The 12963-nt window shown below is 72.6% G+C and carries 12 protein-coding genes; 6 read left to right on the top strand and 6 right to left on the bottom strand.

The window, feature by feature from the left end; genetic code table 11:
• Positions 1-51: 51 nt before the first annotated feature.
• Positions 52-498, top strand: a complete 447-nt coding sequence (locus ACFQ87_RS21170) for a hypothetical protein (protein WP_380612332.1) — start codon at positions 52-54, stop codon at positions 496-498.
• Positions 499-510: 12 nt separating this feature from the next.
• Here ACFQ87_RS21170 and ACFQ87_RS21165 read toward each other — a convergent pair whose 3' ends face one another.
• From ACFQ87_RS21165 to ACFQ87_RS21155, 3 genes are all read right to left on the bottom strand, one after another.
• On the bottom strand, positions 511-912 hold the full coding sequence (locus ACFQ87_RS21165) for an NTP pyrophosphohydrolase (protein ID WP_380612331.1): 402 nt from the start codon (positions 910-912) through the stop codon (positions 511-513).
• Positions 913-984: 72 nt separating this feature from the next.
• Positions 985-1395, bottom strand: a complete 411-nt coding sequence (locus ACFQ87_RS21160) for a PPOX class F420-dependent oxidoreductase (RefSeq protein ID WP_380612330.1) — start codon at positions 1393-1395, stop codon at positions 985-987.
• Between the two features lie 30 nt (positions 1396-1425).
• Positions 1426-2769, bottom strand: a complete 1344-nt coding sequence (locus tag ACFQ87_RS21155; RefSeq protein ID WP_380612329.1) for a D-alanyl-D-alanine carboxypeptidase family protein — start codon at positions 2767-2769, stop codon at positions 1426-1428.
• Positions 2770-2927: 158 nt separating this feature from the next.
• On the opposite strand from ACFQ87_RS21155, the gene ACFQ87_RS21150 reads away from it, so the two are divergent.
• Positions 2928-3125, top strand: coding sequence for a hypothetical protein (locus ACFQ87_RS21150; RefSeq protein ID WP_380612328.1), 198 nt, complete (start codon positions 2928-2930; stop codon positions 3123-3125).
• 25 nt (positions 3126-3150) lie between these two features.
• Here the strand turns inward: ACFQ87_RS21150 and ACFQ87_RS21145 are convergent, their stop codons facing one another.
• On the bottom strand, positions 3151-3912 hold the full coding sequence (locus tag ACFQ87_RS21145; RefSeq protein ID WP_380612327.1) for a TetR/AcrR family transcriptional regulator: 762 nt from the start codon (positions 3910-3912) through the stop codon (positions 3151-3153).
• Positions 3913-3993: 81 nt separating this feature from the next.
• Here ACFQ87_RS21145 and ACFQ87_RS21140 point away from each other — a divergent pair, with 81 nt between their 5' ends.
• The 3 genes from ACFQ87_RS21140 to ACFQ87_RS21130 all read left to right on the top strand — a co-directional run bounded on the left by ACFQ87_RS21140 (position 3994) and on the right by ACFQ87_RS21130 (position 9995).
• Positions 3994-4860 (top strand): siderophore-interacting protein, encoded by an 867-nt coding sequence (locus tag ACFQ87_RS21140; RefSeq protein WP_380612326.1) that lies wholly within the window; start codon positions 3994-3996, stop codon positions 4858-4860.
• A gap of 488 nt (positions 4861-5348) precedes the next feature.
• The gene (locus ACFQ87_RS21135; protein ID WP_380612325.1) at positions 5349-8834 is read left to right on the top strand and encodes a S8 family serine peptidase; all 3486 of its coding nucleotides are present in this window, start codon (positions 5349-5351) and stop codon (positions 8832-8834) included.
• Between the two features lie 195 nt (positions 8835-9029).
• Positions 9030-9995, top strand: coding sequence for an alpha/beta fold hydrolase (locus ACFQ87_RS21130; protein WP_380612324.1), 966 nt, complete (start codon positions 9030-9032; stop codon positions 9993-9995).
• A gap of 7 nt (positions 9996-10002) precedes the next feature.
• Here the strand turns inward: ACFQ87_RS21130 and ACFQ87_RS21125 are convergent, their stop codons facing one another.
• On the bottom strand, positions 10003-11430 hold the full coding sequence (locus ACFQ87_RS21125; protein ID WP_380612323.1) for a VWA domain-containing protein: 1428 nt from the start codon (positions 11428-11430) through the stop codon (positions 10003-10005).
• Positions 11427-12317, bottom strand: coding sequence for an AAA family ATPase (locus ACFQ87_RS21120; RefSeq protein WP_380612322.1), 891 nt, complete (start codon positions 12315-12317; stop codon positions 11427-11429). Before ACFQ87_RS21120 ends, ACFQ87_RS21125 begins: the two co-directional genes overlap by 4 nt.
• A gap of 166 nt (positions 12318-12483) precedes the next feature.
• Between ACFQ87_RS21120 and ACFQ87_RS21115 the strand changes: the two genes are divergently transcribed.
• A complete protein-coding gene (locus ACFQ87_RS21115) occupies positions 12484-12873 on the top strand; it encodes a hypothetical protein (protein WP_380612321.1) in 390 nt (129 codons plus the stop codon).
• Positions 12874-12963: the final 90 nt, after the last annotated feature.

Genomic DNA, 12963 nt, shown 5'->3' with positions numbered 1-12963 from the left:
TCGTGTGCCGAAGATCGGCACGGACGCATGAACACGCATGGGGGGACGGCGATGAAGCAGACGAAGAAGCGGGTGCTCGCCGTGGTGGCCGGTGTGCTGGGGGCGTCGGTGGCGCTCGCCGGGACGGCGTCGGCGCAGCCGGTCGACGCCGGGGGGTCGGCTCCGCACGGGCCGATCGGTCACCCGGGAACGGGCGAGATCCTGCCCGCCCCGGAGACGGAGGATGCCATCCTCTCGATTCCGGACTGGATCGGGAACGGTGGCGCGGTGATCCCGACGCTGCCGTTCACCGTCAAGGTCGGCTGCCGGGGCGGTGGTTCGGTGCAGGTGCACGTCGGAGGCCTGGCCCCGGCCGACTTCACGGTGCAGTGCCCGGTGGACGCCACCGGCGTCGGCTCCGTGGAGATCCCCGCCCGTGAGGGCCGGGACCTCCAGTTCACCGTGGACACCTCGGATCCGTCGATCCACTGGGGCATGTACGCCGTCCAGCCCCGCTGACCCGGGGCCGGATCACGGCCGCACGCTGCGCGGACCGGTCACCGCCGCACCCAACGCGCCGACCCGGCCACGCAGTTCACGGTCGGCGGTGACCACCAGGCACTCCCGCTCCGGCTGTTCGGTACGGGCCTCCCGCACCAGCTCCACGATCCGGTCGTCCCCGCTGCCGCCCGCCGCGACCACCCGCACCTCGGGCAGGCCGGTCACGCCCCGGGCGGCGCCCTCGACCACCAGCACCACTTCCAGCGGGCCGGGCAGGTCCGGCAGCCCCCGGGCGGCGAGCGGGACCAGCGCGTCCCGCAGCCGCTCGGCGGCGCCCCGCCGGTCGCGCCACCAGCCGTCGGGCACCGAGCCGACCACGTTCGCGCCGTCCACCACCAGCAGGGCCGGCGGCGCGGCCTCGTTCTCTCCCATGGCCGGCAAGCCTGCCACGGAGCTTGTCGGCCCGCCGAGCGTGCCGACGGACCTTCACCTCCGCCGAAGCGATCAGGTCAGGGTGATCCGGATGCCGACGGTGCCGCGCTCGCCGCGGCGCAGGCGGCTGCCGAGCAGGGTGAGCACGCCGAGCAGGCCGTACTTCTGCCGCAGCAGGGTGCGGTAGGCGGCGGTGCGTTCGGGGCCGAGGATCTCGGCGGTGGCCGGGTGCTGCTTGCCGGTCGGGCGGCCCTTGACGTCGCAGGGGCCGACCAGGACGTCCGCGCGGTTGCGGATCCGCTTGACCTTCCAGGAGCCCGCGACGGTCCAGACGCCGAGCGCCTCCCCGTCGCGCACCACCCACACCGGGGTCGGCACCGCGGTGCCGTCCTTCTTGAAGGTGGTGACGAGCAGGTAGCTTCCGGAGGAGAGGCTGATGATCCGGGCGAGTCGGTCCGAGGCGGCGGGGTCAGGCGTGGTCATGGCCCGAAGTGTAGAGGGAACGTCGGCGGCTCAGCGGGTCCGGCGGGCGCGGGCGTCGTGGAACAGGGCGCGGACGCGGCGGGTCAGGCGGCGGGGGCTGGGGCCGTCGACGCCGGTCGAGCCGATCTCGGCGGAGTCGGTGGAACCGGCACCGGGCTCACCGGGCGCACCGGTGGCGGGGGCGGACTCGGGGGCCGTGCGGCTGCGGGTGGCGGCGCGGGCGGCGCCCCAAACGGCGAGGGCGGTGCCGAGGACACCGGCCGACCAGAGCGCGGGGGTGAAGCCTGGTCCGCTGTTGTGGAGGACGGGCTGGCGGGACCAGGGCGGCAGCTGGTCGGCGGCCGCGGCCTCCGGGGCGACGCTGGGGGAGGCGGTCGTCAGGACGCCGAGGTCCTCGACCAGCCGGCCGACCGGCTGGACCTTGCCGGCTGCCGCGAAGCCCCAGTCGAGCAGGCTGGCGGCCTCGTCGTAGACCTTGCTCTGCGCGTCGGGGTGCATGACCGTCACCAGCAGGGTGCGGCCGTCCCGTTCGGCCGCGCCGGTGAAGGTGGCGCCCGCGTTGGTGGTGTAGCCGTTCTTGACGCCGATCAGGCCCGGGTACTTGCCGAGCAGCCGGTCGGTGTTGGCGATGTCGTAGGTGACGCGCTGGCCGGTGGTCTTGTCCAGCCCGCCGGGGAAGCGCGCGGTGCGGGTGGAGCAGTAGGAGCGGAAGTCGGCGTTGCGCAGCCCGGCTCGGGCGAACAGGGTGAGGTCGTAGGCGGAGGAGACCTGCCCGTCCATGTCGTAGCCGTCGGGGGAGACCACCTTGGTGTCCAGGGCCTGCAGGGAGTGGGCGCGCGTCTGCATCTCGGCGACCGTCTGCGGGACGCCGCCGTTCATGTTCGCCAGGACGTGTACGGCGTCGTTGCCGGAGCTGAGGAAGACGCCCCGCCAGAGGTCCTCGACCCGGTACGGCAGGTCCGCCTTGACGCCGACCAGGCTGCTGCCGACGCCGAGGTTGGCGAGTTCGGCGGGAGTGACCTGGTGTTCCAGCGAGCGGTCGAACTTGGGCAGCACGGTGTCCGCGAACAGCATCTTGAGGGTGCTGGCCGGGGGCAGCGGCCGGTGGGCGTCGCGGGCGGCGAGGACCTCGCCGGTGGCGGCGTCGGCGACCAGCCAGGAGCGGCCGCTCAGCCCGGAGGGCAGGGCGGGCGCCCCGGCCAGCGGGGCGACCTGGACGGTCGGGCGGCCGAGCCGCTCGCCGCCGACGGTGGAGCCGGCGTCCTGCGCGGAGGCGGCGGGGGCGCCGATGCCGAGCACCAGGGCCGAGGCCGCGGAGGCGGCGGCGAGGCCGGTGACGGAAAGTGATTTCTGCTGTATACGCTTTGGTTGCACATCGCGAACGTACCGGCGCCGCCACCGGGCCGCCGGTGCTGCTGCTCCGTCCGGAGCCACCGGGACGCGGGGCGGGGAGAGGGGCCGCGACTTTGGTGGCCCCGGTCCGCGCCGAAAGTCGGATGAACCGGCGGTCGCGGATTCCTAGGCTCGGGGGTATGAAGAACCTGCTCGGCTACCTCGGTTTCGTGCTGATCCTCGGCGGCGGCTCCGGCCTGCTGGCCGACCGGCTCGGGGGATTCCGGCTGTTCGGCTTCGTCCGCTTCCTGGTGCCCGACGGTCACGAGACCGTCGGGTACGCCGCGCTGCTGGTGCTCGGCGTGCTGCTGGCGATCCCCGCCGCCCGCCGGGGCTAGGCAGCGACCCCCGCGCCCGGCGCGGCTACGCGGGTGCGCCGACCGCGATGCCGTCGAGCAGCACCGCGAGCCCGGTGCGGAAGGCCTCCCGGCCGCTCTCCTCGGGTGCGCCGCCGGTGGCGCTCTGCAGTGCGGTCAGCAGCGGGAAGCGCGCCGGGAAGTCCGGCGCCAGCTGGGCGAGTTGGGAGGACCGGGTGGTCCACCAGTCCTCGTCCGTGACGCCGGTGGCGGCGGCCGCGCCGCGGGTGTCGGCGGTGGTGGCGGCCATGCCGTGGACGAACTGCCAGAGCGCGGCGACGGCCCCGCGCAACCGCTCGGGTGGGAGCGCGGCGGGTTGCAGGGCGGTCAACAGGCTCTCCATCGCGGCCAGTTCGGCGGGTCCGAGCACCGGGCGGGCCTGCGAGACCTGGAGCATCCAGGGGTGGCGCAGGTAGCAGGCGTACAGCTGCTCGGCCCAGGCTTCGACGGCAGCCCGCCAGCCGTTCAACAGCGTTCGGTCGCCCGGTAGTTCGGCGAGCGCCCGGTCGTACATCAGGTCGAGCAGTTCGGCCTTTCCCGGCACGTACGTGTAGAGCGCCATCGCGGTACGGCCGAGCCGTTCGCCCACGGCGCGCATGGACAGTGCGGTCATACCCTCGGCGTCGGCCACCGCGATTCCGGTGGACACGATCGCGTCCACACTCAGGCCCGGTTTGGGGCCGCTGCGTCCGGTGCGCGGTTCCTCGGGCGCGCCCCAGAGCAGGGCGAGCGAGCGGTGGGCGTCGCCCTGCCCGGCGTAGACGGTCATCCGGCATCTCCTTATGGTGTAAAGTGTCCTCGCGGCGGCAACTATTTATGCCGTAAGGTTATCAATCGAAGGGGTTTCGCGATGACACTGCCCGTCACCTTCGTCGAGGTCGTGGCGGTCCGCCGGATCACGCCGCGCACCACCCGGGTCACCTTCGAGGCCGAGACCCTGGCCGACACCGTCGGCACCGCGCCCGACCAGCAGCTCAAGCTCTGCTTCCCCCGGCCCGGGCAGCGCGAGCCGGTCCTGCCCGCGCCGCAGGACGACCCGATGGGCTGGTACCAGGCCTACGTGGCGATCCCCGAGGCCGAACGTCCGCTGCTGCGCAGCTTCACCCTGCGCCGCCGGGAGCCGGGCACCCGGCGGATCGAGATCGACTTCGTGCTGCACGGCGACACCGGGCCGGCCGCCGGCTGGGCGCTGCGGGCCGCGCCGGGGGACCGGCTCGGGATGGTCGGGCCGTCCGCGCTGTACGCCCCGCCGGTGCCGCTCGCCGAGGTCGCGGCGGACACCGACTGGGTGCTGCTGGCGGGGGACGAGACCGCGCTGCCGGCCATCGCGACGCTGCTGGAGGCGCTGCCCGAGGGGGAGCGGGCGTACGTGTGGATCGAGGTCGCCGACCGGGCGGAACGTCAGGAGCTGGAGAGCCGCGCCGATCTGGAGGTGCAGTGGCTGTACCGGGACGGCGCGGCCCCGGGCACCGTGCTGACCGAGGCGTTCCGGGACGCCGTGCTGCCGGGGGGTGAGCCCTTCGTCTGGCTGGCCGGGGAGGCGGGGGCGGTCCGGGCGATCCGCCGGTGGCTGATCGAGGAGCAGGGGGTGCCGAAGTCGGACATCGACTTCACCGGGTACTGGCGCCACCGGCTCACCCAGGACGACGCGCCGACCGCCGAGGACCTGGCGGACGCTCAGGAGCGGCTGGCGGCTCGTCCTGAAAGCAGCTCGTGAAATGCCGCCTGGTGAAACCCCCCGCGGAAACGCCCGGGCGGCCGGGGGTGTGGACGAACTCACCGGCCGCCCGGGCGGCCTCGCCGCCGTGCGTTGTTTCGATCGCGGTCGACGGGGGAAGGAAGGGTCGAAGTGTCGACAAGTAGGTAGCAGGCAGGTGGCGAGTGGATGGACAGTGGCGATGTTCCGCCACTGTCGAGAGTCCGCCACCGGCGCTTTTGCTGCCGCAGCGGGCAGTTTTGACCGTCCCTGACCGTCTCTGATCGGTGAAAAAGGGACGGACGCGGCGCGATTTATACTGTGAATTTTACTTTCTGATGGTCATTTTTACTTCCTGATGGGGATTTCCCCCCTTGTCGTGGTCGTGTCGGATGCGCTGGAATGCGACCGCTGTCGGGACGCGCGGTCCGGAGCAACCGTGCGTCCGACCAGGATCCGCGTGCGCTGGGCCGTGCAACCTGACGTCTCATCAGACGAAAGGATGTCCATTGATCGGCTGGCGGAAGACCCAGCTTGCAGCCGCCGTCACGGTCACCACCGCGTCCATGGTCCTGACTCTCGGGACCATCGCCAACGCAGCCCCGCTCCAGGACCCGCAGAACGCCCAGGCGGCGTCCGCGGACGGGGCGCCGGCACCGGTGATCGTGATCCTGAAGGACCAGATAGCGGACGCCCCGGCCGACAACGGCCACCTGGGCGACCGCCAGCAGAAGACCGCCAACTCCCAGGCGCCGCTGCTGGACAAGGTCAAGGCCAACGGCGGCACCAACATCAAGAGCTTCGTGGTCGGCAACGCCTTCTCGGCCACGGTCAGCCCGGCGCTGCGCGCCAAGCTGCAGGCCGACCCGGCGGTCGCCACCGTGGTGGCGGACACCCAGGTCCAGGTGGCCCCGATCGCCGCGACCAAGGCGAAGGACGCGGACGCGACCAAGGCCGGTGCGGCCAAGAGCGACGCCGCTCCGCAGGCCGTTTCGGGCAGCAACGGCCAGCCCGAGGAGAACGCGACCAACGCGGTCTGCCCCTCCGACCCCTCCAAGCCGCTGCTGGAGCCGGAGGGCCTGTACTCGGTGCGCGGCGTGACCGGCAACGGTCAGCCCGGCGCGGCCGACCTGGCCACCGGCAAGGGCGTCAAGGTCGCCTACATCGCCGACAGCCTCGACCCGAACAACCCGGACTTCATCCGGGCCGACGGTTCGCATGCCGTCGTCGACTACCAGGACTTCGCGGGTGACGGCTGGGGTGCGCCGACCGGCGCCGCCGAGGCCTTCGGCGACGCCTCGGCGGTCATCGCCCAGGGCCGCCAGACCTACGACGTCTCCAAGTTCGTCAACTCCTCGCACCCGCTGCCGGCCGGCTGCAACATCCGCATCAAGGGCCTCGCCCCGGACGCGGACCTGGTCGCGCTGAAGGCCGGCGGCGAGATGATGTCGAACTCGTCGATCCTGCAGTCCATCGACTACGCGGTGCGGGTCGCCCACGTCGACGTGCTGAACGAGTCCTTCGGTGGCAACGTCACCCCGGACAGCGGTGCGCACGACACCATCTCGCTCTTCAACGACCAGGCCGTCAAGGCCGGCGTCACGGTCTCCGTCTCCTCCGGTGACGCGGGCCTGAGCGGGACGATCGGCACCCCGGCCACCGACCCGAACGTGATCGCGGTCGGCGCCTCGACGGACAACCAGAACTACCAGCAGACCGGTTACGCGGCCTCCAAGTTCTCCAACAAGACCTGGAGCAACAGCCGCATCTCCGCGCTGTCCTCGGGTGGCTTCACCCAGGCCGGCCGGACCGTCGACCTGGTCGCCCCGGGTGAGTCGGACTGGGCGCTCTGCACCCCCGACACCACCAAGTACACCGAGTGCACCGACTTCAACGGCAAGCCCTCGGGGATCCAGCCCTTCGGCGGCACCAGCCAGGCCGCCCCGTTCGTCACCGGCGCCGCGGCTCTGGTCATCCAGGCCTACCGCGACACCCACGGCGGCGACTCGCCGTCCCCCGCGCTGGTGAAGAAGTTCATCACCGGTACCGCCACCGACCTCGGCGTTCCGGCCGAGGAGCAGGGCGCCGGTCTGCTGAACGTCCGGGCCGCCGTCGAGGCCGCCCGCGGCTACGACGACGGCGACGGCACCGAGGGCGCCAAGACCGTCGTGGTCAACACCGGCCAGCTGAGCATCTCCGGCACCCCCGGTTCGACCCACACCGCCGACATCTCCGTCACCAACACCAGTGACGAGACCCAGACGGTGAGCGCCGCGACCCGCAGCTTCGCGCCGCTGGCGAACAACCAGCAGACCGTCAAGATGGACTCGGCCTCCACGGACACCTTCAAGTACGCCACCAACGGTTCCGACTGGGTGCAGAAGCAGGTCAAGTTCACGGTTCCGGCCGGTGCCGACCGCCTGGCGGCGTCGATCGCCTGGCACGGCGGCCCGAACCCGGTCACCAACGGCCCCGTGGTCCGCATGACGCTGCTCGACCCGTCGGGCCGCTTCGAGACCAACACCCGTCCGCAGGGCGGCGCGACCCCGGCCAACTTCGGCCTGGTGGACGTCCCGCACCCGGTCGCCGGTGAGTGGACCGCGATCATGTACACCCCGGCGGGCAAGGCCGGTTACACCGGCGACGTCCAGTTCGGCACCTCCACCCAGCGCGCGGTTCCGGCCGGCGCGGTGAGCCCGAACAGCACCGACGTGAAGCCCGGTGAGACCAAGACCCTCAAGATCCAGCTCACCACCCCGGCGACCAGCGGCGACTCGAGCGAGGCGGTCACCGTCTCCAGCTCGAACGGCAACACCACCAGCGTCCCGGTGATCCTGCGCAGCCTCGTCCCGGTCACCAACGGCACCGGCACCTTCACCGGCACCATCACCGGTGGCAACGGCCGCGGCTCCTCGCCGACGCAGAGCTTCACCTACGGCTTCGACGTCCCGAAGGGCCAGAAGGACCTGCGGGTCGGCGTCACCGTCGCCAAGGACGCCAACCTGCTCATGCAGGGCGCGCTGATCAGCCCGAACGGCACCCCGATCGACATCGAGGGCAACGCGCTGTTCGACGCCCAGGGCAACCTGACCGGCACCTCCAACGGTGTCTCGGCCACCACGGTCAACCCGGCCGAGGGCCACTGGCGGTTCGTCCTGAACGTGCTCGGCCCGGTCAGCGGCCAGGAGCTCGCCCAGGACTTCACCGGCACCATCGCGTTCAACCAGAACCAGGCCACCGCGGCCGGTCTGCCGAACGACGCGAAGACCAAGCTGGCGGCCGGCAAGCCGGTCACCGTCCAGGTGAACTACACCAACAACACCGCGGCCACCCAGCGCATCGCGGCCGACGGCCGTCTCGACAAGCGCGTCGACCTGCCGCTGGTGCCGCAGGGCGCCTCGGCCTCGGTCAACCTGCCGCTGAGCCTCACCTCCTCGGTCCCCGGCTTCCTGGTGCCCCCGGGCACCGACCAGCTCAAGGCCGTGGCGGCGTCCTCGACGCCGGCGCAGATCGAGCTGAACGCCACCACCGGCTCGCCGGACCTGTTCGGTGACCTGAAGAAGGCCCAGGACGGCTCGACCATCTCGGTCGTCACCGACAAGGGCAGCGCCGAGCAGCCGGTCGTCCCCGGTTCCTGGGGCACCTTCGTCCAGCAGATCGGCCCGTTCGGCAACGGCAGCGCGCCGGCCGGCACCTCCACCATCACCGCCAGCGCGCACACCCTGGCGTTCGACCCGGCGCTGGCCTCCAGCACCGGTGACCCGTACGCCTCCGGTGTCGACGCCTCCGCTCCGGCTGCCAACCCGGTGACCGTCGCCCCGGGCGCCACCGGCTCGCTGCAGGTGACCGTGACCCCGACCGGCCCGAAGGGCAGCACGGTCAAGGGTGTTCTCTACCTGGTGTCCGGCCCGACCTTCGCGCCGACCGCCAACAACAGCCTGGGCACCACCGGTTCGGTGCTCGCGGCGATCCCGTACAGCTACACGGTGAACTGACGCTCAATCAGTTCAGCGCACGGCTGAGGCCGAGGCCGTCCCGGAATCCCCGGGGCGGCCTCGGCTGCTTTCCGCGTGTCCACGCCGCGACGGGAACGTGCGGGGATTGCGGTGGCGTCGGGCGGGGCAGGGAGTCGGACGGACTCACCGAACGGACCCACCGAACGGATCCATCGGAGCGAATCGGGAGCGGAGTTGAACGACGCGATCAAGCACAGCCACGTCGAGGTGAACGGCGTCCGGCTGCACCTCGCGGAACAGGGCGAGGGGCCGCTGGTCCTGCTGCTGCACGGCTTCCCGGAGAGCTGGTACTCCTGGCGGCACCAGTTCGCACCGCTCGCCGAGGCCGGGTACCGGGTGGTCGCCCCCGACCAGCGCGGGTACGCCCGCAGCTCGCAGCCCGAGGACGTGGACGCGTACACCCTGCTGCACCTGGTCGGGGACGTGACCGCACTGATCGGCGCGCTGGGCGAGGAGCGGGCCGTGGTGATCGGCCACGACTGGGGCGCGCCGGTCGCCTGGACCACCGCCGCGCTGCGGCCGGACCTGGTGCGCGGGGTGGCCGGGCTGAGCGTGCCGCCGCTGCCGGTGGGCGGGCCGCCGCCGCTCCAGGCCGCCCGGGCCAACTTCGGCGACGGCTTCTACCAGATCTACTTCCAGGAGCCCGGCCGGGCCGACGCCGAGCTGGCCGCCGACGTCAAGGCCAGCCTGCGCCGCATCCTGTGCGGCGTTCAGCCGGACGGCGTGCCGCGGCCGTGGATCGTCCCCGAGGGCAAGCGCCTGCTGGACACCGTCCCGGAGCCGGAGAAGCTGCCGGACTGGCTGACCGACGCGGACCTGGACGCCTTCACGGCCGACTACGCGACCCACGGCGAGCGCGCCTTCACCGGCGGGCTCAACTGGTACCGCAACCTGGACCGCAACGCCGAACTGCTGGCCGCCTTCACCGGGGTGACGGTCGAGGTGCCGGCGCTCTACGTCGCGGGCGAGCAGGACCTGGTCAACGCGATGGTCCCGCCGGAGGCCCTGGCCCACCTGCTGGGCCGGCTGCCCAAGCTGCACCGGCACGTCCGGCTGCCGCAGACCGGGCACTGGACGCAGCAGGAGCGCCCGGCCGAGGTGACGGAAGCGCTGCTGGACTTCCTGAAGACGCTGGACTAGGCCTTCCTCACACCGGCAGCAGGCGGGCGATCAGCTCGCCGAGGCGGCGGGCGTTGCGGCAGGGGTGCATCTCCACGACGTCCGCGTACGCGAGCGCGGCGGAGTCGCCGGTAGACCAGAGCGCGGGTTGTTCGGGGTTGAGCCAGAACACCCGCCGGGCCCGGCCGGCGATCCGGCGCAGCGCGTCCAGGTTGGGGTCGCGGTGGTTGTTGCGGGCGTCGCCGAGGACCAGCACGCAGGTGCGCGGGCCGACCGCGTCCAGGTGACGGTCGGCGAACTCGCCGAGCGCGGAGCCGTAGTCGCTGTTGCCGTGGTAGCCCGTCACCTTCGCCTCGGCGAGGATCCGGGTGGCCAGCCGGGCCGGGTCGGCGCTGTTGTCCCGGAGCAGGTCGGTGATCTCGGCGGTGCGGTTGACGAAGGCGAACACCCGGACCTTGCTGAACTGTTCGCTCATCGCCCGGACCAGCAGCATGGTGAAGTCGGCGAAGCCCGACACCGAGCCGGACACGTCGCACAGCAGTACCAGCTCCGGCCGGGCCGGGCGGCGCAGCCGGTACGCCGGGCGCAGCGGCACCCCGCCGGTGCCGAGCGAGCGGCGCAGGGTGCGGCGCAGGTCGATCTGCCCGCGGGCGGCGCGGCGGCGACGGGCGGCCAGTCGGGTGGCCAGCTTGCGGGCCAACGGGTGGACGGTGCGCCGTAGTTCGGCGAGCTGCTCGCGGCCGGCGTAGAGGAAGTCGATCCGGTCGGCGGTGGGGGCGACGGCGCGTTCGGCGATTCGCTCGGCGCCGCGCAGTTCGGCGACCCGGCGGCGGGCCTCGCCGGTGACCTGGGCGCGGAAGTCCCGGATGCGGCGGCGGATCTCGTCGGCGAGGACGCGGTCGGAGAGGTCCTCCGGTCCGCGGTTCTCGCGCAGGGCGGCGAGGATCCGGGCGAGCAGGGTCTCGGGGGAGAGGCGGCCGAGCGCCTGGTGGGCGGACCAGCCGTCCGACCCCGGCGTGCTCCCGGTGCCGTACCGGCCGAAGGCCTCGACCACCTCGCCGGCCAGCCTGGCCTGGGCGGCCCGGTCGTCGGCTGCCAGGGCGGCGGCGAGGCGCTCGCGCAGCCGGTCGCGGAGCGGGTCGGGGCGGCCGAAGCGCGGCGGCTCGGGGTCGTCCGGCAGCGGCGGCGGGTCGGCGCGCAGGGCCTCGGGGGTGCCGACGCCGAGCGGGAAGAACAGGTCGAAGGAGGCGTCGAAGACGGCCCGTTGGCCGTCCGAGCGCAGTAGGGCGGCGGCCAGGCCGGCCCGCATCTGCTCGCGGTCGGCGAAGCCGAGCACGTCGAGCACGGCGGCGGCGTCCACCGTCTCGGCCGGGCCGATCCGCAGGCCGTGCCCGCGCAGGGCGCGGACCAGGCCGGTCAGTCGGGCCGCGGTGTCGGCCGGCTGCGGCGCCGTCACGCGAGAGTGAGCTTCTGGGCGGCCTTCCGGACGTCGTCCTGGTGCTTGAGGACCACCCCGAGGGTGTCCTGGACGACCGTCTCGTCCAGGGTGTCCGCGCCGAGGGCGAGCAGGGTGCGGGCCCAGTCGATGGTCTCGGCGACGGACGGGGCCTTGCGCAGCTCCATCGCGCGCAGTGCGCCGACCACCCGGACCAGGGAGGCGGCCAGCGTGTCGTCCAGGCCGGGCACCTTGAGCCGGACGATCCGGCGCTCCAACTCGGCGTCCGGGTAGTCGAGGTGGAGGAAGAGGCAGCGGCGGCGCAGGGCCTCGGAGAGTTCGCGGGTGGCGTTGGAGGTGAGCAGTACGAAGGGGCGCCGGCTCGCGGTGATGGTGCCGAGCTCGGGGACGGTCACCTGGAAGTCGCTGAGCACCTCCAACAGCAGCGCCTCGACCTCGACGTCGGCCTTGTCCATCTCGTCGATCAGCAGCACGGTGGGCTCCTCGCCGCGGATGGCGGTGAGCAGCGGGCGGGTGAGCAGGAACTCCTCGCCGAAGATGTCGGTGCGGGCCTGGTCCCAGCCCTCGTCGCGGCCGGCGGTGATCCGCAGTAGCTGCTTGGCGTGGTTCCACTCGTAGAGTGCGCGGGCCTCGTCGATGCCCTCGTAGCACTGCAGCCGGACCAGCCGGGCCTGCCCGAGTTCGGCCACGGCCTTGGCGAGTTCCGTCTTGCCGACTCCGGCCGGGCCCTCGACCAGCAGCGGCTTGCCGAGCCGGTCGGCGAGGAAGACGGTGGTGGCCACGGCGGTGGAGGCCAGGTACCCGGTCGCGGCGAGTCGGTCGGCGGTGTCCGCCACCGACGCGAAGAACCCCGTGCCGTCGCCGTTCGCGCTGCTGCCGCTGGCCATCTGCCCGCCCCGTTCCGGTTCGCCGTGTTCGTGCGGCGCCACCCTACCGGCCGGTCACTTCCTTGTCTCGGGGGTCGCCGGGCGTGGGTGACGGGTTCGGCGCTAGGGTCTCGGAGGAGGGGGACGTGCGTGAGCGAACGTCCTTTGTGTGAGGGGGTAAGGGGAAATGACTCCACTGGGGCTGAGTGTGGCCACGTGGTGGTGGATCGCGGTTCTGGTGACGGCGCTGTTCTGGGCGGTGCTGGTGCCACCGCAGCCCACGCGGGAGTACCGGATGATGGCGGCGATCGCGCCGGTCGTCGGGGCGCTGCTCCAGTTCGCCCACTACAAGGTCAAGCACATGGATCCGGCCGAGGCCCTGCTGATGTACTCGACGGTGACGCTGACCTTTCCGCTGGGGCTGGGCGGGCACGTCCGGAAGCTGTCGGAGCGGGCGCTGGAGGCGCAGCGCGAGGGCCGTCCGGCAGATCAGGGCGTCCTGTATCCGGCAGTGATGGTGCAGCTCTTCCTGGCAATCGTGGGCGGGATGGTGGCCTACTTCGTGCTCAAGGTGTAGGCCGGCGGGTGCGGTGGAGCGGGCGGCGGGCAAGAGAAAAGCCCCCATCCCCTCCCCTCCCTCCCCCCTGCTCTCATAGACGAGGATAAG

Source organism: Kitasatospora sp. NPDC056531 (assembly GCF_042794375.1).
Lineage (GTDB): Bacteria > Actinomycetota > Actinomycetes > Streptomycetales > Streptomycetaceae > Kitasatospora.
Note: the sequence above shows the minus strand (reverse complement) of the source record. Positions and strands in the feature narration are given on the sequence as shown.